At 52.2% G+C, this 24,291-nt stretch carries 20 protein-coding genes and 2 tRNA genes; 5 read left to right on the forward strand and 17 right to left on the reverse strand.

Annotated features, from left to right (window positions below):
- Window positions 1–80: 80 nt before the first annotated feature.
- From nlpI to G4551_RS21115, 9 genes are all read right to left on the reverse strand, one after another.
- A complete protein-coding gene (nlpI, locus tag G4551_RS21075; RefSeq protein WP_003024982.1) occupies window positions 81–965 on the reverse strand; it encodes a lipoprotein NlpI in 885 nt (294 codons plus the stop codon).
- Window positions 966–1,074: 109 nt separating this feature from the next.
- Window positions 1,075–3,207: a polyribonucleotide nucleotidyltransferase gene (pnp, locus tag G4551_RS21080; RefSeq protein WP_003024984.1), complete on the reverse strand. Its 2,133-nt coding sequence runs from the start codon at window positions 3,205–3,207 to the stop codon at window positions 1,075–1,077.
- A 246-nt stretch (window positions 3,208–3,453) separates the two neighbouring features.
- Entirely contained in the window at window positions 3,454–3,723 is a 270-nt protein-coding gene (gene rpsO, locus G4551_RS21085; protein WP_000059465.1) for a 30S ribosomal protein S15, read from the reverse strand.
- Between the two features lie 273 nt (window positions 3,724–3,996).
- Window positions 3,997–4,941 (reverse strand): tRNA pseudouridine(55) synthase TruB, encoded by a 945-nt coding sequence (gene truB / locus G4551_RS21090; protein ID WP_003024986.1) that lies wholly within the window; start codon window positions 4,939–4,941, stop codon window positions 3,997–3,999.
- Window positions 4,941–5,345 carry a 30S ribosome-binding factor RbfA gene (gene rbfA / locus G4551_RS21095; RefSeq protein WP_003024988.1) on the reverse strand — a complete coding sequence of 135 codons (405 nt, stop codon included), beginning with the start codon at window positions 5,343–5,345 and terminating at the stop codon, window positions 4,941–4,943. Before rbfA ends, truB begins: the two co-directional genes overlap by 1 nt.
- A gap of 146 nt (window positions 5,346–5,491) precedes the next feature.
- Complete coding sequence (gene infB, locus G4551_RS21100; RefSeq protein WP_003024990.1) at window positions 5,492–8,182, reverse strand: translation initiation factor IF-2; 2,691 nt, start codon at window positions 8,180–8,182, stop codon at window positions 5,492–5,494.
- 24 nt (window positions 8,183–8,206) lie between these two features.
- Entirely contained in the window at window positions 8,207–9,694 is a 1,488-nt protein-coding gene (gene nusA / locus G4551_RS21105) for a transcription termination factor NusA (protein WP_003024992.1), read from the reverse strand.
- A 28-nt stretch (window positions 9,695–9,722) separates the two neighbouring features.
- Window positions 9,723–10,175, reverse strand: coding sequence for a ribosome maturation factor RimP (gene rimP / locus G4551_RS21110; protein WP_003024996.1), 453 nt, complete (start codon window positions 10,173–10,175; stop codon window positions 9,723–9,725).
- A gap of 207 nt (window positions 10,176–10,382) precedes the next feature.
- A tRNA-Met gene (locus G4551_RS21115) sits at window positions 10,383–10,459 on the reverse strand.
- 333 nt (window positions 10,460–10,792) lie between these two features.
- Between G4551_RS21115 and argG the strand changes: the two genes are divergently transcribed.
- Window positions 10,793–12,136, forward strand: coding sequence for an argininosuccinate synthase (argG, locus tag G4551_RS21120; protein WP_003024998.1), 1,344 nt, complete (start codon window positions 10,793–10,795; stop codon window positions 12,134–12,136).
- 186 nt (window positions 12,137–12,322) lie between these two features.
- Here the strand turns inward: argG and G4551_RS21125 are convergent.
- From G4551_RS21125 to G4551_RS21135, 3 genes are all read right to left on the reverse strand, one after another.
- Window positions 12,323–12,409: transfer RNA gene (locus tag G4551_RS21125), tRNA-Leu, on the reverse strand.
- Window positions 12,410–12,418: 9 nt separating this feature from the next.
- Window positions 12,419–12,751, reverse strand: coding sequence for a preprotein translocase subunit SecG (gene secG / locus G4551_RS21130; RefSeq protein ID WP_003025000.1), 333 nt, complete (start codon window positions 12,749–12,751; stop codon window positions 12,419–12,421).
- A 167-nt stretch (window positions 12,752–12,918) separates the two neighbouring features.
- Entirely contained in the window at window positions 12,919–13,812 is an 894-nt protein-coding gene (locus G4551_RS21135) for a LysR family transcriptional regulator (protein WP_032941118.1), read from the reverse strand.
- A gap of 148 nt (window positions 13,813–13,960) precedes the next feature.
- Between G4551_RS21135 and iadA the strand changes: the two genes are divergently transcribed.
- A complete protein-coding gene (gene iadA / locus G4551_RS21140) occupies window positions 13,961–15,094 on the forward strand; it encodes a beta-aspartyl-peptidase (protein WP_003839963.1) in 1,134 nt (377 codons plus the stop codon).
- Window positions 15,095–15,104: 10 nt separating this feature from the next.
- Window positions 15,105–16,571, forward strand: coding sequence for a C4-dicarboxylate transporter DcuC (gene dcuC, locus G4551_RS21145; RefSeq protein ID WP_003839962.1), 1,467 nt, complete (start codon window positions 15,105–15,107; stop codon window positions 16,569–16,571).
- 45 nt (window positions 16,572–16,616) lie between these two features.
- On the opposite strand, the gene glmM is transcribed toward dcuC, so the two are convergent.
- The 4 genes from glmM to rlmE all read right to left on the reverse strand — a co-directional run bounded on the left by glmM (window position 16,617) and on the right by rlmE (window position 21,557).
- Entirely contained in the window at window positions 16,617–17,954 is a 1,338-nt protein-coding gene (gene glmM / locus G4551_RS21150; RefSeq protein WP_003025008.1) for a phosphoglucosamine mutase, read from the reverse strand.
- Complete coding sequence (folP, locus tag G4551_RS21155; RefSeq protein WP_003025010.1) at window positions 17,947–18,795, reverse strand: dihydropteroate synthase; 849 nt, start codon at window positions 18,793–18,795, stop codon at window positions 17,947–17,949. The genes glmM and folP overlap by 8 nt, the downstream gene beginning before the upstream one ends.
- Before the next feature lie 98 nt (window positions 18,796–18,893).
- Window positions 18,894–20,828 carry an ATP-dependent zinc metalloprotease FtsH gene (gene ftsH / locus G4551_RS21160; RefSeq protein WP_003025013.1) on the reverse strand — a complete coding sequence of 645 codons (1,935 nt, stop codon included), beginning with the start codon at window positions 20,826–20,828 and terminating at the stop codon, window positions 18,894–18,896.
- A 99-nt stretch (window positions 20,829–20,927) separates the two neighbouring features.
- Window positions 20,928–21,557, reverse strand: a complete 630-nt coding sequence (gene rlmE / locus G4551_RS21165; protein ID WP_003025015.1) for a 23S rRNA (uridine(2552)-2'-O)-methyltransferase RlmE — start codon at window positions 21,555–21,557, stop codon at window positions 20,928–20,930.
- A gap of 125 nt (window positions 21,558–21,682) precedes the next feature.
- Here rlmE and yhbY point away from each other — a divergent pair, with 125 nt between their 5' ends.
- A complete protein-coding gene (gene yhbY, locus G4551_RS21170) occupies window positions 21,683–21,976 on the forward strand; it encodes a ribosome assembly RNA-binding protein YhbY (RefSeq protein ID WP_003025016.1) in 294 nt (97 codons plus the stop codon).
- Window positions 21,977–22,129: 153 nt separating this feature from the next.
- On the opposite strand, the gene greA is transcribed toward yhbY, so the two are convergent.
- Window positions 22,130–22,606: a transcription elongation factor GreA gene (gene greA / locus G4551_RS21175; RefSeq protein ID WP_003025019.1), complete on the reverse strand. Its 477-nt coding sequence runs from the start codon at window positions 22,604–22,606 to the stop codon at window positions 22,130–22,132.
- Between the two features lie 248 nt (window positions 22,607–22,854).
- On the opposite strand from greA, the gene dacB reads away from it, so the two are divergent.
- Complete coding sequence (gene dacB / locus G4551_RS21180; RefSeq protein WP_003839958.1) at window positions 22,855–24,288, forward strand: serine-type D-Ala-D-Ala carboxypeptidase; 1,434 nt, start codon at window positions 22,855–22,857, stop codon at window positions 24,286–24,288.
- Window positions 24,289–24,291 lie beyond the last annotated feature (3 nt).

The following is a 24,291-nucleotide window of genomic DNA, read 5'->3' on the forward strand; positions in this document are numbered from 1 at the left end:
GGTGTATTAACGAACAACAACGCCCTCACCCGTGAAGGTGATGGCAATCAAAAAAGATTACGGGCTGATGTGTACGTCAGCTATTGCTGGTCCGATTCTGCCAGGTCATCTTGGTCCTGGCCCAGGAGCGATAATTCCAACAATGCGTATCGGTGCTCAACAAAGTTATGAACGTTGTTAGCCACCGCCAGTTTGAACAATGCCGTAGCGTTGTCCAAATCCCCCAGACTTAGGTAGTACTTACCTAAATAGAAGTTGGTTTCACTGAGATGCTCAGCGAGCGAGGTGTTATCCGTTGCGTCCGCCTTCAGGCGTTCCATCAGCGTTGCTTCGCTAATGTTGCCCAGGTAGAACTCGACAATGTTCCATCCCCATTGCTCTTTATCCGATTTCTCAAAGCGTTGCTTCAACGCTTCTTTAGCCTGCTTCTCATCGAGCTTCTGCTCGGCAAGATAAAGCCACAGACTACGGAAAGGATCATTGGGATCGTCTTGATAAAACGCTAGCAGATCATCTTGCGCTAACTTGTCGCGACCGCCGTAATACAATGCGATACCGCGATTTAAGTGCGCGTAGTTGTAAGTTGGATCAAGCTCAAGTACAGAATCAAACGCTTCATAGGCAGCATCAAAATTGCCTGCCTGCGTTAAATATATACCTAAGTAATTGAATACTTCAGGCATATCTGGTCGGATTGCCAGCGCTTGTGAAAAATCATTTCGCGCCAGTGCCCTCAGACCGAGACTATCATACAACACTCCGCGCTCATATAAAAGCTGTGCGCGTTCGTCATCGGTTAAAGCCCGACTGGCAAGAATTTGTTCCATACGTGCCAGAATCACTTCCTGCTGCAAAGTCGGTTGCAATGGTACTGCGAGGACTTCACTCTTTCGCCAGGCGGAATTACTGCATCCAGCCAGCGTGAGTGCTGTCGCAACGAAACACCAGCGCAAAAAAGGCTTCATTTCCCACTCCCGAAGACAACGATTGAATGAACGTCCAGGTTCCCCGGTTGCTAACAAGGCATCCTGCCGGGTTAAAGGCCCTCCGCTTTCACGGAGGGCAATGGCAACCTTACTCGCCCTGGCTTGCCGGAGCTTCCGGTTCGCCTGCAGGCTGAGACTGCTCAGTTGCTTCTTTAATGCTCAGACGTACACGGCCCTGGCGATCAACTTCCAGAACTTTGACCGGTACTTCCTGGCCCATCTGCAGGTAGTCGGTCACTTTCTCAACGCGCTTATCAGCGATCTGAGAGATGTGTACCAGACCTTCTTTACCGCCACCGATGGCAACGAATGCGCCAAAGTCAACGATACGGGTCACTTTACCATTGTAGATACGGCCTACTTCGATCTCTGCGGTGATCTCTTCGATACGACGGATAGCATATTTCGCTTTTTCGCCGTCGGTCGCAGCAATCTTCACGGTACCATCATCTTCGATTTCAATGGTGGTGCCGGTTTCTTCGGTCAGAGCACGGATAACAGAACCGCCTTTACCGATAACGTCTTTGATCTTGTCCGGGCTGATCTTGATGGTGTGGATACGCGGAGCAAATTCAGAGATATCGCCACGCGGTGCGTTGATCGCTTGTTCCATCACACCCAGGATGTGCAGACGCGCACCTTTAGCCTGGTTCAGAGCAACCTGCATGATCTCTTTGGTGATACCTTCAATTTTGATATCCATCTGCAGTGCAGAGATACCGTCGCGGGAACCCGCCACTTTGAAGTCCATATCGCCCAGGTGGTCTTCGTCGCCCAGGATGTCAGACAGAACAACAAAGTTGTCGCCTTCTTTCACCAGACCCATCGCGATACCCGCAACAGCGGCTTTGATCGGCACGCCTGCGTCCATCAGCGCCAGGGAAGCACCACATACGGAAGCCATGGAAGAAGAACCGTTAGATTCGGTGATTTCAGAAACCACACGCACGGTGTACGGGAATTTATCCAGTTCCGGCATTACTGCCAGTACGCCACGTTTCGCCAGACGGCCGTGACCAATCTCACGACGCTTCGGAGAACCGACCATACCGGTTTCACCTACGCAGTACGGAGGGAAGTTGTAGTGGAACAGGAAGTTGTCAGTGCGCTCGCCCATCAGTTCGTCAAGGTTCTGCGCATCACGAGTGGTGCCCAGGGTCGCAGTAACCAGCGCCTGAGTTTCGCCACGGGTGAACAGTGCGGAGCCGTGGGTACGCGGCAGAACGCCAGTACGCACGTCCAGACCACGGATCATGTCTTTTTCACGGCCATCGATGCGCGGCTCGCCTGCCAGTACGCGGCTACGAACAACGTTTTTCTCGATAGCGTGCAGAATTTCACCCAGTTCGTTAGCGTCCAGGGTTTCGTCTTCAGCCACCAGAGTCGCGATGGTTTCAGATTTGATTACGTCAACCTGAGCATAACGCTCTTGTTTGTCGGTGATGCGGTAAGCATCGCTCAGGCGAGCTTCTGCCAGTGCGGCAACGCGTGCGTTCAGCGCTTCGTTGACGGCTTCTGGCTGCCAGTCCCAACGCGGTTTGCCTGCTTCTTTCGCCAGCTCGTTGATAGCCTGAATCACAACCTGCTGCTGTTCGTGACCGAACACAACAGCACCCAGCATCTGATCTTCGCTCAGCAGTTCTGCTTCGGATTCAACCATCAGTACGGCTGCTTCAGTACCCGCAACAACCAGGTCCAGCTTGCTTTCTTTCAGTTCGTCCTGAGTCGGGTTCAGTACGTACTGGTCATTGATGTAACCAACACGTGCAGCACCGATCGGGCCGTTGAATGGAATACCAGACAGAGTCAGCGCAGCAGATGCACCAATCATTGCCACGATGTCCGGGTTAACCTGCGGGTTAACGGAAACAACGGTCGCGATAACCTGAACTTCGTTAACGAAGCCTTCCGGGAACAGCGGGCGAACTGGGCGGTCAATCAGACGCGCGATCAGGGTTTCGCCTTCGCTCGGACGGCCTTCACGACGGAAGAAGCTACCCGGGATACGGCCAGCAGCGTAGGTACGCTCCTGATAGTTAACGGTCAGCGGGAAAAAGTCCTGGCCTGGTTTCGCTTTTTTCTGGCCAACAACGGTAACGAATACCGCGGTGTCATCCATGCTAACCATAACAGCGGCAGTCGCCTGACGCGCCATCATGCCGGTTTCCAGCGTAACGGTATGCTGACCGTACTGGAATTTACGAACGATCGGATTAAGCAAAATAATATCCTTTCTCTATTTTTTTGACGGCACATTTTGCGCCATCGTTAATACCCGATCTTCTGCGCATCCTCGCGACTAATGACAACCCTAACCCATAAGCATGAGTAAAGCCTCTCATTAGCCGCGCGAACCTCTGCAACGGAAGATCATTCATAGCAACAATACATTAGTTTCCAGCGAATTGCTGCCATCTGCTGGAAAAAAGGGGCCATGAAGGCCCCCTCTTTCTGAAACTCGAAAGAATTAGCGACGCAGACCCAGACGCTCGATCAGCGCGGTGTAACGTGCAACATCTTTACGTTTCAGGTAGTCGAGCAGTTTACGACGCTGAGAAACCATGCGCAGCAGACCACGACGGCTGTGGTGATCTTTTTTGTGCTCTGCAAAGTGGCCCTGCAGGTGGTTAATCTGTGCAGTCAACAGTGCAACCTGAACATCGGTAGAACCGGTGTCGTTTGCATCACGACCAAACTCAGAAACGATTTTAGCGGTAGCTTCAGTACTTAGAGACATTTTAAAACTCCAAAGTGTTAAGAATGAAAGGATGCCGATCTCTAATTCAGCTATCCCAGTGTATACACTTTATCCTTCAAACTGACTCTGCGTTGGCTGCGTCCGCTCACCTCAGTCACTTACCTAAGTAAGCTCCTGAGGATTCTCAGACTTGCCGCCTTGATGCAGCTCGAATGATTTTGTGTATACGTCGCGTAGATTGTTAAACAATTTACGCGACGTTAAGCGGCAGTATTCTACTCGCAGCGCCCTTTTATCGCAAGACAGAGAGCGCTATGCAGGATACTCAACCACCAGGCGACGGGGGGCGACACGACCTTCATCGTCCATCTCCCCCATGCCGATAAACTTGCCGTCATCGCCTTCCGTCACGCGGACCAGCCCTTCCAGCGGCGCGCCTGACGTCCGTACCGGGTTACCATTTTTAAAGTAAACCGAGGATGTTAAAGGCAAATTAACAACAGGATAGTCCGATGCTGGACTGTCCATTGGCATCAGCAAAGGATCAAGCAGCTGTGCCGCCGGAATGTTCTGCTGCTCGGCCTGTTCAACCAGCTCACGCAGATGTTCCAGCGTCACCATTCGATCCACCGGATACTTGCTGACCGTCAAACGACGCAGATACGTGACGTGCGCGCCGCAGCCCAACTTCTCACCCAGATCGTCAACAATGGTGCGAATATAGGTGCCTTTGGAACAGTGAACTTCCAGCTCCAGTTCGTTACCTTCGTGACGGATAAACAGCAGCTCATAGACGGTAATCGGTCGCGCTTCACGCGGCACTTCAATACCCTGACGCGCATATTCGTACAGCTTCTTACCCTGATACTTCAGCGCCGAATACATTGACGGGATCTGCTCGATATCGCCGCGGAAAGTTTCCAGCGCGCTCGCCAGTTGTTCTGCGGTGAAGGTTACCGGACGTTCCTGCACGATTTGCCCATCGGCATCGGAAGTGTCTGTACGCTGGCCCAGACGGGCAACCACGCGATAGCGTTTGTCAGAATCCAGCAAATACTGTGAAAACTTAGTCGCTTCACCGAGGCAGATTGGCAGCATGCCTGTCGCCAGCGGATCCAGTGCGCCGGTATGTCCCGCGCGGTTGGCATTGTAGATGCGCTTTACTTTTTGCAGTACATCATTGCTGGACATGCCCTGCGGCTTATCCAGCAGCAGGACACCGTGAATATCGCGACCACGACGACGAGGACGACTCATCAGTCCTCCTTGCTGTCGTCCGCTGGGTTCACACGACGCTCATCGTCATGTTTCACCACGCTGGTCACCAGATTGGACATGCGCATCCCTTCAACCAACGAGTTGTCGTAGAAGAAGGTCAGCTCAGGCACGATACGCAGACGCATGGCTTTACCCAGCAGAGAGCGGATAAAACCAGAGGCTTCCTGCAGTGCCTTGATGCCGTTTTTCACAGCAGCTTCGTCCTGATCGTTGAGGAAAGTCACGAATACTTTGGCATATGCCAGATCACGAGACATCTCAACACCCGATACGGTGGTCATCATACCAACACGCGGGTCTTTGATTTCGCGTTGCAGGATGAGTGCGATCTCTTTCTGCATCTCTTGCGCGACACGCTGCGGGCGACCAAATTCTTTCGCCATAATAAATTCTCCAGAATAAAGACAAAAAAGGGGCTATCAGCCCCTTTTTAAATTTCTTGCCGGGTGGCGCTTCGCTTACCCGGCCTACACCTAATCATCTTCTAAGGATTTTGGGCTGCAAATTGCGGCCCAAAAGACGACGAAGATTAAGCGATAGTACGTTGGATCTCGATAATCTCGAACACTTCGATCATATCGCCAACGCGAACGTCGTTGTAGTTCTTAACGCCGATACCACACTCCATGCCGTTACGGACTTCGTTAACGTCATCTTTGAAGCGACGCAGGGATTCCAGCTCGCCTTCATAGATAACCACGTTGTCGCGCAGAACGCGGATTGGGTTGTGACGTTTAATCGTGCCTTCGGTAACCATACAGCCTGCGATAGCGCCGAATTTCGGTGATTTGAACACATCACGAACTTCAGCCAGACCAATGATCTGCTGTTTCAGCTCCGGAGACAGCATGCCGCTCATCGCTGCTTTCACTTCGTCGATCAGATGATAGATGACGGAGTAGTAACGCAGATCCAGGCTTTCAGATTCGATAACTTTACGTGCAGAGGCATCAGCACGGACGTTGAAGCCAACCAGAATCGCGTTGGATGCCGCAGCCAGGGTCGCGTCGGTTTCGGTGATACCACCTACGCCAGAACCGATGATCTTCACTTTGACTTCGTCGGTAGACAGTTTCAGTAAAGAGTCGGAAATCGCTTCTACAGAACCCTGAACGTCAGCCTTCAGGACGACGTTCACTTCGTGAACTTCGCCTTCGGTCATGTTAGCGAACATGTTCTCGAGTTTAGATTTCTGCTGACGAGCCAGTTTAACTTCACGGAATTTGCCCTGACGATACAGTGCAACTTCACGGGCTTTCTTCTCGTCACGAACGACAGTAACTTCGTCACCTGCAGCCGGAACACCGGACAGACCGAGGATTTCCACCGGAATGGACGGACCTGCTTCCAGTACTTCCTGACCCAGTTCGTTACGCATAGCACGAACGCGACCGTATTCGAAGCCACACAGTACGATGTCGCCTTTGTGCAGCGTACCTTCACGCACCAGTACGGTAGCAACCGGACCACGACCTTTATCCAGGAAGGATTCGATAACCGCACCGCTCGCCATACCTTTACGCACAGCTTTCAGTTCCAGTACTTCGGCCTGCAGCAGGATAGCGTCCAGCAGCTCGTCGATACCGGTACCCGCTTTCGCAGAAACGTGAACGAATTGGCTCTCGCCGCCCCACTCTTCCGGCATGATGCCGTACTGGGACAGTTCGTTTTTAACGCGATCCGGATCCGCTTCCGGCTTATCGATTTTGTTGACTGCAACCACCACCGGCACACCCGCCGCTTTCGCGTGCTGGATAGCTTCGATGGTCTGTGGCATCACGCCGTCGTCTGCTGCAACAACCAGAACAACGATATCCGTTGCCTGAGCACCACGAGCACGCATGGAGGTAAACGCGGCGTGACCCGGGGTATCCAGGAAGGTGATCATACCGTTGTCAGTTTCAACGTGGTACGCACCGATGTGCTGAGTAATGCCGCCCGCTTCACCAGAAGCCACTTTCGTGGAACGAATGTAGTCCAGCAGGGAGGTTTTACCGTGGTCAACGTGACCCATGATGGTCACAACTGGTGCGCGCGGTTCAGCCGCAGCACCGGTGTCACGGTCGCTCATTACCGCTTCTTCCAGCTCGTTTTCACGACGCAGGATAACTTTGTGGCCCATCTCTTCGGCAACCAGCTGTGCGGTTTCCTGGTCGATGACCTGGTTAATGGTAGCCATTGCGCCCAGCTTCATCATCGCTTTGATGACCTGAGAGCCTTTGACCGCCATTTTGTTCGCCAGATCGCCAACGGTGATGGTTTCGCCGATCACAACGTCACGGTTAACGGCCTGAGCTGGCTTCTGGAAGCCCTGCTGCAGAGCGGAACCTTTACGCTGCTTACCGCCTTTGCCGCCGCGAACCGCTGCACGCGCTTCTTCACGGTCAGCTTTAGATTCAGCGTGTTTGTTGCCTTTCTTCGCCGGACGCGCGGCTTTCGTGCTGCGAGTACGACCACGGCCGCCTTCGACTTCACGATCGTTTTCGTCTTCAGCCTGGCGAGCATGCTGGGAAGTGGTGACGTGATAATCGCTGGTATCTTCAACAGGTTCAGCGTTATTCACACCATTTTTCTCGTTTTCTTCCGCCATACGGCGAGCTTCTTCCGCTACGCGGCGCGCTTCTTCTTCAAGCTTACGACGTGCTTCTTCTTCCGCTTTACGCTTCAGTTCTGCGGCTTCATTTTCACGGCGGGCTTTTTCGGCCTGGGCGGTTTTAGTCATATCGTCGGTCTGTTGATTGCTCACTTTGTCTTTTTCCGCAGCTTCACGTTTCGCTTTATCAGCGGCTTCACGCTTAGCTTGTTCTGCGGCCTCACGTTCGGCTTTTTGTTGCGCCTCGCGTTTGGCAGCTTCTTCTGCCTCACGACGGGCTTGCTCTTCCGCTTCACGCTGCGCCTGCTCTTCCGCGGCAAGGCGTTCAGCCTCTTGCGGATCGCGTTTCACAAAGGTGCGTGTCTTGCGGACTTCGATTTGTACCGATTTGCTTTTTCCACCGGTACCTGGAATATTGAGAGTACTGCGCGTTTTACGCTGCAATGTCAACTTATCCGGCGCTGAGCCGTTTTCACGGTTCAAATGCGCCAGTAAGGTTTGTTTCTCTTGTGCGGACACAGAGTCGTCAGCAGACTTCGGGATACCGGCATCAGCAAATTGCTGTACCAGGCGATCCACGGAAGTCTGTATCTCTGCAGCCAGCGTTTTTACGGTTACATCTGTCATACTGTTCCTTCCTGCTACAGTTTATTACGCTTCGTCGCCGAACCAGCAAATATTACGGGCAGCCATAATCAGCTCACCGGCTTTTTCGTCGGTCAACCCTTCGATATCAGCCAGATCATCAATGCCCTGTTCAGCGAGATCTTCCAGCGTACAAACACCACGGGCCGCCAGTTTGAAGGCCATCTCACGATCCAATCCTTCCAGATTCAGCAGATCGTCAGCCGGTTTGTTATCACCGAGGCTTTCTTCCTGGGCCAGTGCCAGAGTGGTCAGTGCGTTTTTAGCACGCTCGCGCAGCGCTTCAACGGTCTGTTCATCCAGGCCGTCAATTTCCAGCAGCTCTTTCATTGGCACGTAGGCCAGTTCTTCCAGCGTCGCAAAACCTTCTTCCACCAGAACGGTCGCGAAATCTTCATCGATATCGAGATATTTGGTGAAGGTATCGATGGCTGCATGTGCTTCAGCCTGATGCTTCGCCTGCAGGTCATCAACGGTCATCACGTTGAGTTCCCAACCGCTCAGTTGTGAAGCCAGGCGGACGTTCTGACCATTACGTCCAATCGCCTGAGCCAGGTTACCGGCTTCAACCGCGATATCCATGGTGTGCTTGTCTTCATCCACCACGATAGAAGCAACGTCTGCTGGCGCCATTGCGTTAATCACGAACTGCGCCGGGTTATCATCCCACAGGACGATATCGATACGCTCGCCGCCCAGTTCGGTAGAAACCGCCTGAACGCGCGCACCGCGCATACCAACACAGGCGCCGACCGGATCAATACGCTTGTCGTTGGTCTTAACGGCGATTTTCGCACGCGATCCCGGATCACGGGCAGCCGCTTTAATTTCGATAACTTCTTCGCCAATTTCCGGTACTTCAATGCGGAACAGCTCAATCAGCATTTCCGGTTTGGAACGGGTTACAAACAGCTGCGCACCGCGCGCTTCCGGGCGTACAGAGTACAGAACGCCACGAATACGGTCACCTGGGCGGAAGTTTTCACGCGGAAGCATGTCTTCACGCAGGATAACAGCTTCAGCATTGCTGCCCAGATCCAGAGAAATGTTGTCGCGGTTTACTTTCTTTACCACACCGGTGACGATTTCGCCTTCGTGTTCGCGGAACTGATCGACAACCATTGCGCGTTCAGCTTCACGTACTTTCTGTACGATAACCTGTTTCGCGGTCTGGGTGGTGATACGGTCAAAGGTGACAGATTCAATCTGATCTTCAACATATTCGCCCACGTTCAGACTTTCGTCTTCGAAGCGTGCCGCTTCCAGCGTAATTTCTTTGGTCGGCTGAGTAACTTCTTCTACGATTACCCAACGACGGAAGGTATCGAAATCACCGCTTTTACGATCGATTTCTACGCGAACGTCGATCTCTTGCTCATATTTTTTCTTTGTTGCTGTAGCCAGCGCACTTTCCAGTGCTTCAAAAATTTTCTCGCGTGGCAGCGCTTTTTCGTTGGATACGGCTTCAACAACAGCCAAAATTTCTTTGTTCATCGCGGGCTTTTCACCTCAATCCAGACTGTTAAAAGTGGGGAACCAGGTTCGCCTTCTGGATATTACTCAGCGCGAACACTTCATCTTTGCCTTCGACTGTGACCGTGATCATCTCACCGTCCACCGCTTTGATAACGCCCTGCCATTTACGACGGTTTTGTACCGCCATACGAAGAACCAGCGTGACTTCTTCACCCAGGAAACGCACGTAGTGTTCAGCTGTGAACAGAGGACGGTCGAGACCCGGAGAGGAGACTTCCAGGTTATAGGCAACGGTGATTGGGTCTTCGACATCCATCACGGCGCTTACCTGATGGCTCACATCAGCACAATCATCAACATTGATGCCATCTTCACTATCAATATAGATGCGCAGTGTGGATGTGCGACCACGAATAAATTCGATGCCGACCAGTTCGTAGCCCAGGGCTTCAACTGGCGCTGTAATCATCTCTGTTAATTTTTGCTCTAATGTGGACAAGCCCACCCCCAAGACATAAAAAAAGGGCCTAAAGCCCAGTTATTCTGTAGTCAGATAACAAAAAACCCCGATAAATCGGGGCTTTAGATAACTGAACCCTATAACCGCACCTGCGGTTCGGAGAACCTTCCGAAAGAATTTTTTTCAAATCCAGCTACGAAGGCCTAAGTCTTCACAGTATATTTGAAAAAGAACTCTAAGGGAAAGTGGTTGCGGGGGCCGGATTTGAACCGACGACCTTCGGGTTATGAGCCCGACGAGCTACCAGGCTGCTCCACCCCGCGCCTGAAACGTGGCAAATTTTACTCGTTTTGGGTAAAAAATGCAAATACTGCTGGGATTTGGTACCGAGGACGGGACGTAAAATCTGCGCACAGTATATTGATTCACTATGCGTTATGTCAACCTTGTTACGACTATGCAAATCAATGAATGCTGCCCAGCGCCAGCCCAGCAAGATAAATATGCCACCCACGCCGTTATTTAACGAAATTATCACTAAACTCTTCCTGTCATCCAGAAAAGATGATTAAATGAAAACTCATTTATTTTGCATAAAAATGCAATTAGCATAATAAGCGACCTCTTCACCAGTCTATCAAGCAGGGTTTTATTTTATGACGACGATTCTCAAGCATCTCCCGGTAGGTCAACGTATTGGTATCGCTTTTTCCGGCGGCCTGGACACCAGTGCAGCACTGCTGTGGATGCGACAAAAAGGGGCTGTCCCATATGCATATACTGCGAATTTGGGCCAGCCGGATGAGGATGACTATGACGCCATTCCTCGCCGTGCAATGGAATATGGTGCTGAGAATGCTCGCCTGGTAGATTGCCGTAAGCAGCTCGTTGCCGAAGGGATCGCTGCCATTCAGTGCGGTGCATTCCACAACACCACTGGCGGACTGACCTACTTCAATACCACCCCGCTGGGCCGTGCCGTAACCGGCACCATGCTGGTTGCCGCCATGAAAGAAGATGGCGTAAATATCTGGGGTGACGGTAGCACCTATAAAGGTAACGATATTGAACGTTTCTATCGTTACGGTCTGCTGACCAACGCCGAACTGCAGATATATAAACCATGGCTGGATACCGATTTTATCGATGAACTCGGCGGTCGCCATGAGATGTCCGAATTTATGATTGCCTGTGGTTTCGACTACAAGATGTCCGTTGAGAAAGCGTACTCAACAGACTCCAATATGCTCGGGGCGACCCACGAAGCAAAAGATCTGGAATTCCTGAACTCAAGCGTCAAAATCGTCAACCCAATTATGGGCGTGAAGTTCTGGGATGAGAGCGTGAAGATCCCGGCAGAAGAAGTGACTGTGCGTTTTGAACAGGGTCATCCGGTTGCACTGAACGGTAAAACCTTCAGCGACGACGTTGAGATGATGCTGGAAGCCAACCGTATCGGCGGTCGTCACGGTCTGGGTATGAGCGATCAGATTGAAAACCGCATCATTGAAGCGAAGAGCCGTGGCATCTACGAAGCCCCGGGGATGGCATTGTTACATATCGCATACGAGCGTCTGCTGACCGGTATTCACAACGAGGATACCATCGAGCAGTATCACGCACATGGTCGCCAGCTTGGTCGTCTGCTGTATCAGGGCCGCTGGTTCGACTCTCAGGCGCTGATGCTGCGTGACGGTCTGCAGCGTTGGGTTGCCAGCCAGATTACCGGTGAAGTGACGCTGGAACTGCGCCGTGGTAATGACTACTCGATCCTCAACACCGTATCTGACAATCTGACTTATAAACCAGAACGTCTGACGATGGAAAAAGGCGATTCCGTATTCTCTCCGGACGACCGTATCGGTCAGTTGACCATGCGTAATCTGGATATCACCGATACCCGCGAGAAGCTGTTCGGCTATGCGCAGTCTGGTCTGCTGACCGCTTCTTCCACAACCGGCCTGCCGCAGGTTGAGAATCTGGAAAATAAGGCGAAGTAAAGATACACCATCTTAAGGCCGCGAAAGCGGCCTTTTTTATGTGCGGAATGTAGGCCTGATAAGCGTAGCGCCATCAGGCGTTGTAATAATGTCGGATGACGGCGTAAACGCCTTATCCGACCTACAGGACAGCCACAAATAACAGACGAAAAAAAAGACGCTTTGCAGCGTCTTTTTTTTGGAATTTGGTACCGAGGATGGGACTCGAACCCACAAGCCCGTTAGGGCACTACCACCTCAAGGTAGCGTGTCTACCAATTCCACCACCTCGGTACAGAATACTTAGCGTGGGATATCGCTGGTCGGCTGAGCCGGAGCAGCTGGCTGAGTTTGCTCGGTTTTCGCCGGTGCGCTCAGATTTTCCCACTCACTTCCTTTATTGGTCTTGTTGCTGTTCATGTTACCCAGCACCAGACTGATAATGAAGAACAAGGTTCCCAATACAGCTGTCATACGGGTCATGAAGTTACCAGAACCACTTGAACCAAACAGAGTACCAGAAGCGCCTGCGCCAAAAGAGGCTCCCATATCAGCGCCTTTGCCTTGCTGCAGCATGATCAAGCCTACCAGGCCAATTGCCACAATAAGGAAAACTACTAAAAGAGCTTCGTGCATAATCAACCTGTTCCTTGCGGAGTTGCCGCGTACAATGCTTCGACCATTAAAGCGGGAATATTTACTGTTTCCCACTGAAGCGGGTGTGAATACTAACCAAAGCGAATAACCTTCGCAAGGGCAATTTGTTAGCATTGTATCAACTGCAGAAAAAATCGCCATATCAATCAAAAACGCAGCAACTTCTCCCAGCATCTCTGCATGACGGCGCGTTGATCGTCAAGATTCGCCCATACCACAACGGGGATTTCACAAATCAGATCTGCATTTTGTGGCCAGCAGTGAATAATTTGCTGATTCACCAACTCTTCCGCCACCATCGATTCAGGTAACCAGGCCATTCCCATATGGCGCAACACCATTTCTCGTATCGTTTCGCTTAAACCACTCTCAAACACTTTTTTCAACCGTGGTCGCACTCGTTGTTCTGCAAGATCAATAATACGTCTGACAAAGGTATAGTCGCTGTAACATAGCCAGGGGATCGGGGTATGCGGATCGTCAAGCGTATCCACCAACTGTGCAGAAATCACAGGAATAAATCGCTCATACCGCCATAGTGAACGTTTTAACCCTCCGGCAATCTCCAGCCCTGGTTGTGAAGAGGGCAAATCGTAAGTCACCAGCATATCAATTTGCCGGTTTATCAGGGCATTGAAGTGGTTGTCTATCCCCTGGATACTGGCGTTTACCGTAAAGTTTAACTGCGGCTCACTCTGTCGCAGGTAGTTGATCATATCCGGCAGGATATTCACCGACAGCGTATGCAGGCTGACCATCACCAGCGTGTTATCCGTTGCTGGCGTCATCGCCGACAGCTCATGGCGTGCCTCTGTTAACGTACTGAGGACGTGCCGGGCATAAGGTTCAAAGCGTTCACCATAGCGCGTCAGCGTGACGGGGGTCGTTGTCCGATCAAACAAAGGCACGGCCAGCACCTCTTCCAGCGCTTTTATACGCCGACTCAGCGCAGGTTGAGTAATATGCCGCTGCGCCGCGGCCTGAGAGTAGTTTCCATGCTGGCTCAAGGCCAGAAAATCTTCCAGCCACTTACAATCCACGTTGTGCTCTCCGCCATGCCATAACCGCATCCTCCAATAACAAATCGGTAATAGTCATAGTTATAGTAATGGCTTTATGGTGGGCATCATAACAACAATATTCCGTTTCACCTGCCGACTCTCACCTTCGACGTTTGACAGGACCGCTATGTTTACTTTATTGACCAATGCCCGTGTTTTTTCTCCTGAGGATTTAGGCCTCTGCTCCCTGCTCATTCATGCCGACCGAATTGTGGCGGTAGAAAAAGATATTTCATTGTTTGATGGCGTCAACGAGGTCATCGATTGTCGGGGTAAATGGGTTATCCCTGGCATCATCGATCAGCATGTTCATCTTACCGGTGGCGGTGGCGAAGCCGGATTTGCCAGTCGGACACCCGCCGTCAAGCTGCGCGATCTGATTCAAGCGGGTATTACCACGGTGGTTGGCGTGTTAGGCACCGATGCCATTTCTCGTTCGCCCAAAGACCTCTACGCTAAAATGCAGTCTCTCAACCTTGAGGGATTACGCGCGTTTATGCATACGGGAGCCTACGCCGTTCCCAGCCCAACCATTACGCGATCCATCCGCGATGATATGGCCTTTATTCCGGCAATTCTTGGTGTAAAAATCGCCCTCGCCGATCACCGCGGTTCTTACCCCTCTTTCCAGGAGTTGCTGAGGATAGTGAGCGATATTCGCGTCGCTTCCCTGCTGGCAGGGAAAAAGGGCTTGCTGCATGTGCACCTGGGGAATCTGCCGGAAGGGATGTCGCAACTTATTGAGTTGTGTGATGCGGGTATTCCGATTCACCATATTTCACCGACCCATGTTGCAAGAACAGAGCCCTTGTTCGAACAGGCTATTGCTTTCGCCCACCGCGGCGGCCATATCGATGTTACGTCCGGTGGCAGTCGTTTTATGCCTCAGGAGCAAGCGATTCTCCACGCACTCGAAGCACAGGTTCCGGCGGAGCGCATCACGATCAGTTCTGACGGCAATGGCAGCGTTCCGCGCTTTAACGCTCAGGGTATCGTTGAAGGTTTAAGCGCGGCACCGGTCGCAGGCAATCTTAACCTACTTCCTCGCCTGATTAATGTCGGTATTCCGGTGCCGCAGGCCATCGCAATGTTGACGGCAAACGTTGCGCGCTCGCTGGGTATTTCCGGGGGCGTGCTCTGCGCCGGAGAACGTGCCGATATCTGTGTACTCAATGATGACCTCTCGCTGGCCCATCTGTTTGCCGCGGGTAAACCGTTGCTGCGGGATGGCGAGTGCCTGGTTACCGGCAACTTCGAGTAAGGGGGCAAGAATGTCATTACTACTGGCGCTAATCGCCATCATTTTTGCCGGACGTCTGATCCTCAAAAAATATCACCCCCAGTCGGTACTGTTATTGACCGGGATTGTGCTGTTGCTTATCGCGCATTTTAGTGGAATGACCTCACTCAGTGGTCTGGTGAAAAAGAGCACCGGATTTGGCCCCTTTGACGCCTTTGAGTTTATCCGCGATACCCTGAGTGTGCGTCTCGGCGGCCTCGGGCTGCAAATTATGCTGATTGGTGGTTTCGCCACGTACATGTCAGCCATTGGCGCAAGCCAGGTACTGGTTCGGGTAACATCTCGTCCTTTACAACGGCTGAACTCGCCTTATCTGCTGCTGGGACTGGCACTGCTATTAGGCCAATTCCTGTCGCTGTTTATCAGCAGCGCCACCGGATTGGGTCTGCTGTTGATGGCGACGCTTTACCCATTGCTTACCCGTCTTGGCTGTAGCCGCGCCGCAGTTGCCGCAGTTATCGCCAGTACCTGTGCGGTTGAGTTTGGCCCAGGATCCGGCAACTCGGTTCTCGCCGCCAAAACCGCAGGTATTGAGGTGGTGAACTATTTTGTGCAGGATCAGTTGCCGATCGTTGTGCCCGTCATTCTTTTCATCGCCCTGTTGCATATTGTTGTGCAACGCTTTTTTGACCGTCGGGAAAGTGGCGACAATGCAGCTCAGCAGATGCAGACATTAACGGCAACTGATGAAGCCGACGCACCTATCGCCTGGCTGTTTCTGCCTATGCTGCCGCTGGTATTGATGTTGGTGTGTAGCGATTTAGTATTTAGCTCGCTTAAGATTACGCTGGATACCGCCGTACTGATAAGCCTCGCTATTACGCTGGTTTGTGAGTACTACCGTCATCGCAAAGCGCGCGAGGTGATGGCTGGCGTACAAAAGGTTTTCGACAGCATGGGCAGCGTTTTTGCCACCGTCGTGACGCTGATTATCGCCGGTGAAGTTTTTTCCGCCGGGCTGAAAGCCATTGGCGCCGTCGACGCGCTGCTGTCGCTTTCTGGCGAATTTGGCCTCAGCGCCGCCTCTATTATCCTGCTGATGACCCTGATCACCTTCGCTATTTCAGCGCTGATGGGCTCCGGGAATGCGGCATTTTTCTCCTTCGCACCCATGGTGCCGGAGATCAGCCGTCATATCGGTAGCGATATCGCAGTCATGATGTTGCCTATCCAGATATCGGCGGGTATTGGTCGTACGTTATCGCCGATTGCCGGCGTCATCATTGCTATCGCAGGGATTGCAGGCGTCTCGCCTGTGGATATTGTTAAGCGCACCGCGATTCCGATGCTGGGCGGTTGGCTACTGATGATTGCGCTAACCTTTGCCCGGTCTGGGCATTTGCTGGCGGTTCTGCCGTGGCTGGCAGCCCTTGTACTACTGATGGTCGGTGGTTATTTCTGGCAGCGCCGACGTAAACAGCCGCTTGCCGTACAGTAAAAAAAAAGCCGGAGTCTCAGACTCCGGCTCTCACTTTCTTCGGGATTACGCCGCTTTCACAGCATCAGCAATACGGTGGGCGAATTCAGTCACCTGCGCTTCGTCTTCACCTTCAACCATCACACGAATTAACGGTTCGGTACCAGACTTACGCAGCAGGACGCGTCCACGGTTACCCAGCGCCGCTTCCACTTCCGCCATCACCGCTTTCACATTTTCATGTTCCAGCGGATCGCCGCTACCTGCGGTGTAACGTACGTTAACCAGCAGCTGTGGGAACATTTTCATGCCGCTGCACAGGTCGTGCAAACTCATATGGTTGCGCACCATCGCCGCCAGCACCTGCAGGCCCGCCACGATGCCGTCACCAGTGGTGGTTTTGTCCAGCAGGATCACATGACCAGAGTTTTCGGCACCGATACGCCAGCCTTTTTCCTGCATTTTTTCCAGCACATAGCGGTCGCCAACTTTCGCCCGAGCAAAAGGAATACCCAGCTGTTTCAGCGCCAGCTCGAGGCCCATGTTGCTCATCAACGTACCTACCGCACCACCACGCAGCTGTCCCTGACGCAGGGCTTCACGGGCGATGATGTACATGATCTGATCGCCATCGACCTTATTGCCTTCGTGGTCAACCATAATGACGCGGTCGCCATCGCCGTCCAGTGCAATACCCAGATCGGCTTTTTCCGCAATCACGCGCGCCTGCAGGGCACGGACGTCAGTGGCGCCGACTTCTTCATTGATGTTCACACCGTTTGGCTCACAGCCAATGGCAATCACGTTTGCACCCAGCTCACGCAGTACATTTGGTGCAATGTGGTACGTTGCACCGTTAGCGCAATCCACCACAATTTTAAGCTCACTCAGACTCAGTTCGTTCGGGAAGGTGCCTTTGCAAAACTCGATATAGCGACCGGCGGCATCAACGATACGGGTAGCTTTACCCAGTTCAGCCGAGTCCACGCAGGTGATCGCTTTTTCCATTTCGGCTTCGATAGCTTCTTCAACCGCATCCGGCAGTTTGGTCCCATCGATGGAGAAGAATTTAATCCCATTGTCATAGAATGGGTTGTGCGAAGCGGAGATAACAATCCCGGCCTCAGCACGGAAAGCACGCGTCAAATAAGCAACGGCAGGTGTTGGCATTGGCCCTGTGAATGAGGCTGAGAGTCCGGCGGCTGCCAGGCCCGCTTCCAGCGCGGACTCCAGCATATAGCCGGAAATACGCGTATCTTTACCGATAATAATTTTACGTGAACCATGACGAGCCAGCACTTTCCCTGCAGCCCAGCCCAGCTTGAGCACAAAGTCAGGAGTAATTGGGGCATCACCTACGCGACCGCGGATCCCATCAGTGCCAAAATATTTACGATTACTCATAGCGTTTTTTTTCCTTTGCAGACAATGTGGCTTCCACCACACGCATCGCTTCTACGGTTTCTTTGACGTCATGGACACGAACGATCTGCGCCCCCTGCATTGCGGCAATCACCGCGCACGCAAGACTACCGCTCAGGCGTTCAGATGGCCCCACATTCAGTAACTGACCGACCATTGATTTTCGTGACATCCCAACCAGCAGCGGCAGATTAAAATGATGAAACTCCGCCAGACGTGCCAGTAATGTGTAGTTGTGAGTGAGATTTTTACCGAATCCGAACCCGGGGTCGAGCAACAATTTATCTTTTGTGATTCCAGCCCGCTCGCAACGTGCTATTTGCTCAACAAAGTAACGATCTACCTCAGCAAAAACATCCTCATACTTTGGCGCTTCCTGCATGGTTTTCGGCTGCCCCTGCATATGCATCAGGCAAACCGGCAATCCGGTCTCCGCTGCGGCTTCCAACGCTCCAGGCTCCGAGAGTGAGCGAATGTCATTGATGATATGCGCGCCAACTCTGGCGCATTCGCGGATCACTTCGGGCTTTGAGGTATCAACCGAAATCCACACTTCAAAACGCTGAGCAATCGCCTCCACCACAGGGATCACTCGCTGCAACTCTTCTTCCACACTCACATCAGCCGCGCCCGGACGCGTGGACTCACCACCCACATCAATGATAGTCGCCCCGGCGTTAATCATCAGGTTTGCGTGTTTTACCGCCTCAACCAAAGAGTTGTGCGCTCCACCATCGGAAAATGAGTCTGGCGTGACGTTCAAAATCCCCATGACGTGCGGATGGCTGAGATCCAGTGAAGAACCCTGAGCAAAGAGTTTCATAGTTTTATCCCTGGTAAAATCTTGAATATGCAGATAAGAAAAACCCCGGAGCAAGCCCCAGGGTTTTCAATTAAAACACGGTCATCATCTACGATAACTTATTTGTCGCCCAGCTGCTCTGACATAGTGCCAGAGTCCGGCGCACGCGGTTCATCAACCGGACGCGGTGCACTCGGCTTGCCGGTGCTGCCAGAGTTGTTGTTAGAAGAACCCGGTTCTTCCCAACCCGCAGGCGGACGCACATCGCGGCGAGCCATCAGATCGTCAATCTGCGGCGCATCGATAGTCTCATATTTCATGAGCGCATCTTTCATCGAGTGCAGAATGTCCATGTTTTCGTTCAGCAAACGACGTGCACGGTCATAGTTACGCTCAATCAGCAGTTTAACTTCCTGATCGATAATGCGAGCGGTTTCATCGGACATGTGTTTCGCTTTCGCCACAGAACGTCCCAGGAACACTTCGCCTTCTTCTTCAGCGTACAGCAACGGACCGAGTTTATCGGAGAAGCCCCACTGAGTAACCATGTTACGCGCCAGGTTAGTCGCGACTTTAATGTCGTTCGACGCACCGGTAGAAACATGTTCAGCACCGTAGATGATCTCTTCCGCGAGACGGCCACCGTACAATGTGGAGATCTGACTTTCCAGTTTCTGACGGCTGGCGCTGATTGCATCGCCTTCAGGCAGGAAGAAGGTCACACCCAGCGCACGACCGCGCGGGATAATCGTCACTTTGTGCACCGGATCGTGTTCCGGCACCAGGCGACCGATAATCGCGTGGCCTGCTTCGTGATACGCGGTAGATTCTTTCTGCGCTTCCGTCATCACCATGGAGCGACGTTCCGCACCCATCATGATTTTGTCTTTCGCTTTTTCGAACTCAACCATCGACACTACGCGCTTGTTGCCACGAGCAGCAAACAGTGCCGCTTCGTTGACCAGGTTCGCGAGGTCCGCACCGGAGAAGCCAGGCGTACCACGTGCAATGATTGCCGCATCGATATCCGGAGACAGCGGCACGCGACGCATATGCACTTTCAGGATCTGTTCACGACCGCGAACGTCCGGCAGACCAACCACAACCTGACGGTCGAAACGGCCTGGACGAAGCAGCGCAGGGTCAAGAACGTCCGGACGGTTAGTCGCTGCGATAACGATAATACCTTCGTTACCCTCGAAGCCGTCCATCTCAACCAGCATCTGGTTCAGCGTCTGTTCACGTTCATCGTGACCACCGCCCAGACCTGCGCCACGCTGGCGGCCTACGGCGTCGATTTCATCGATGAAGATGATGCACGGTGCCGCTTTTTTGGCTTGTTCGAACATGTCACGCACACGAGATGCACCGACACCCACGAACATTTCCACGAAATCAGAACCGGAAATTGTGAAGAATGGAACCTTCGCTTCACCAGCGATAGCTTTCGCCAGCAGGGTTTTACCCGTACCCGGAGGACCGACCATCAGGACGCCTTTCGGGATTTTACCGCCCAGTTTCTGGAAACGGCTCGGTTCGCGCAGATACTCAACCAGCTCAGCGACTTCTTCTTTTGCTTCGTCACAACCCGCAACGTCAGCAAAAGTCGTTTTGATCTGATCTTCCGTCAGCATGCGCGCTTTGCTCTTGCCGAACGACATGGCACCTTTGCCACCACCGCCCTGCATCTGACGCATGAAGAAGATCCAGACACCAATCAGCAGCAGCATTGGGAACCAGGAAATGAAGATAGAAGCCAGCAGGCTCGGCTCTTCAGGTGGTTCGCCAACAACCTTGACGTTTTTGGTCAGCAGGTTATCAAGCAGCTTCGGATCGTTAACCGGGATGTAGGTCGTGTAACGGTTACTATCTTTCTTGGTAACGTTAATCTCACGTCCGTTGATCTTCGCTTCACGAACCTGGTCCTGATTGACCTCTTGCAGGAAGGTAGAGTAATCAACCTTACGGCCATTAGACTCGCTGGGCCCAAAGCTCTGGAATACTGACATCAGCACAACGGCAATGACCAGCCAGAGAATTAGGTTTTTCGCCATGTCACTCAAGGGATTAACCTCATATTACAACTGTGTTAAAAACAGCGTCAGGATACTCTATATCCAGTTTCTTTCAAACTTTCGTTTGAAATCTGCCGGTTATGGTTTACGCCCGGTCGCTACAATATACACTTCACGCGAACGGGCGCGAGAAGAGTCCGGCTTACGAACTTTGACCTTCGTAAACAGGGAGCGAATCTCTCTTAGATACTCATCGAAGCCTTCGCCCTGGAACACCTTCACTACAAAACTACCACCTGGCGCTAATACATCACGAGCCATTCCAAGCGCCAGCTCTACCAGATACATGGCCCGGGGAATATCCACCGCCGGTGTTCCACACATATTTGGCGCCATATCAGACATGACAACTTGTACTTTACTGTCACCTACGCGTTCAAGTAACGCTTTCAGGACTAATTCATCACGAAAGTCGCCCTGAAGGAAGTCCACACCAACGATTGGATCCATAGGTAAAAGATCGCAAGCGATAATGCGGCCGGTGTTGCCGATCTGCGTAACTGCATATTGCGACCAGCCACCGGGTGCAGCTCCGAGATCAACTATCGTCATCCCCGGTTTAAAAATTTTGTCACTTTGCTGTATTTCATCAAGTTTAAACCAGGCACGGGAACGTAACCCCTTTTTCTGCGCCTGTTGAACATATTTATCGCTAAAGTGTTCCTGAAGCCAGCGACTCGAGCTGGCAGAACGCTTTTTACCTGTCATTTCACATTCCCAAAGGGCAGTTCATCGTAACCAATGGTGTAAATTTCTACACAGCTATTTGGTGATATATGGGAGATGGCGGTAGAATGACCCGTTTTCAATCCCAACGTAAGCAAAAATATACGATGAATCTGAGTACTAAACAAAAACAGCACCTGAAAGGTCTGGCACATCCGCTCAAGCCTGTAGTTATGCTTGGCAACAATGGTTTGACCGAAGGGGTACTGGCCGAGATTGAACAAGCGTTAGAGCACCATGAACTTATCAAGGTGAAAATCGCCTCGGAAGATCGCGATACTAAAACCTTGATCGTGGAAGCTATCGTACGCGAAACCGGCGCCTGTAATGTGCAGGTCATCGGCAAAACGCTGGTACTGTATCGCCCGACTAAAGAACGTAAAATCTCGCTGCCACGCTAAGAATATCCCAAAGTTGAACACGAAGTTTGTGTAAAACGCGGGGTTTTCCGCTAGCAGGAGAGCAAAATGCCACGCTCTCTTCGTTGATAAAAGGCCGCTATGCGGCCTTTTTCCTTTCTTTACAATGTATCAACATCTTAACCAAGATGCGAATTACAGGTATTCTACTTTCGTCACTTCATATTCCACTTCGCCGCCCGGCGTTTTGATAACCACGACGTCATCCTGCTCTTTACCGATAAGGCCACGAGCGATAGGCGAGTTCACTGAAATCAGGTTCTGTTTAAAATCGGCTTCATCATCGCCGACAATACGCCAGGTCTGCTCTTCATCGTTATCAAGATTCAACACAGTAACCGTCGCGCCGAAAACAACGCGGCCATTGTTCGGCATTTTAGTAACGTCGATTACCTGCGCGTTGGACAGTTTAGCCTCGATATCTTTAATGCGTCCTTCGCAGAAACCCTGCTGTTCGCGCGCCGCGTGATACTCCGCGTTCTCTTTCAGGTCACCGTGCTCACGCGCTTCAGCGATAGCGGCAATAATTTCAGGACGGCGCACAGATTTCAGAAAATCCAGCTCTTCGCGCAGTTTTTCAGCACCACGTAAGGTCATCGGGATAGCTTGCATTTGTTATACCTCTTGAACATTCCTGTAGGGGGCAGTTGCTCTCACCCCGGCTGCTAAGCCCACCCTGGCGAATGTCATGCCAGAGTCAGAAGCAAAAAAATACCGACCCGGGGCTCAAGGTCCCAGGTCAGCTACAATTCTCTATTTGATGATCATTTTACCCTGGAGTTCCTTATGGGTCATCGTTTACTTTTTGGGGCGTTGCGCCGTAGTATGACGGCCTGTTTCCAGGTTGTTAGCGCGAGATTATGCGATTTTCCAGATTTACCATCGGATTGACTGCCAGTATAGCGTTCAGTGTTCAGGCTGCGAACGTCGACGAGTATATCAATCAGCTCCCTGCCGGGGCCAACCTCGCCCTTATGGTACAGAAGGTTGGCGCACCTGCACCCGCTATTGATTTTCATAGCCAGCAGATGGCGCTGCCGGCCAGTACCCAGAAAGTGATCACCGCGCTGGCGGCATTGATTCAGCTCGGGCCTGACTTTCGTTTTACCACTACGCTTGAGACTAAAGGCAACGTGGAAGGCGGCGTATTGAAAGGTGACTTAGTGGCACGATTTGGTGCTGATCCGACGCTAAAACGCCAGGATATTCGCAATATGGTGGCAACCCTGAAAAAATCAGGCGTGACGCAAATTGCCGGAAATGTCCTGATCGACACCTCTATTTTCGCCAGTCATGATAAAGCGCCCGGTTGGCCCTGGAACGACATGACGCAGTGTTTTAGCGCACCGCCCGCAGCGGCTATTGTCGATAGAAACTGTTTCTCGGTTTCACTCTACAGCGCGCAAAAACCCAACGATCTCGCCTTTATTCGCGTGGCATCTTATTACCCGGTCACCATGTTCAGTCAGGTGCGTACTCTCGCCCGAGGTTCTGCGGAAGCGCAATATTGTGAACTGGATGTGGTTCCCGGCGATCTCAACCGCTATACGCTAACCGGATGCCTGCCCCAACGAGCCGATCCGCTGCCGCTGGCGTTCGCCATTCAGGACGGAGCCAGCTATGCCGGGGCGATTATCAAAGATGAGCTAAAACAAGCAGGTATCACCTACAGCGGTACGCTGCTGCGCCAGACGCTGGTCAACGAGCCGGGAACGGTGGTCGCCAGTAAGCAGTCAGCGCCACTGCATGACCTGCTTAAGATTATGCTGAAAAAATCGGACAACATGATTGCCGATACCGTTTTCCGTATGATTGGTCATGTCCGATTTAACGTGCCAGGCACCTGGCGGGCGGGTTCTGATGCCGTACGCCAGATTTTGCGTCAGCAGGCGGGCGTTGATATCGGCAACACCATTATTGCCGACGGTTCAGGCCTCTCCCGGCATAACCTGATTGCCCCGGCGACCATGATGCAGGTGCTGCAATATATCGCTCAACACGATAACGAGCTGAACTTTATCACTATGCTGCCGCTGGCGGGGCACGACGGCTCCCTGCAATACCGTGCGGGTCTGCATCAGGCTGGTGTGGATGGCAAAGTATCGGCGAAGACAGGCTCGCTGCAAGGAGTCTATAACCTTGCTGGCTTCATTACCACGGCAAGCGGCCAACGCATGGCATTCGTGCAGTATTTGTCTGGTTATGCGGTAGAGCCGGCTGACCAGCGTAATCGCCGTATTCCGTTGGTGCGCTTCGAGAGCCGGTTGTACAAAGACATTTATCAGAATAACTAGATT

The sequence above is a fragment of the Citrobacter freundii ATCC 8090 = MTCC 1658 = NBRC 12681 genome (assembly GCF_011064845.1).
Taxonomy (GTDB): Bacteria; Pseudomonadota; Gammaproteobacteria; order Enterobacterales; family Enterobacteriaceae; genus Citrobacter; species Citrobacter freundii.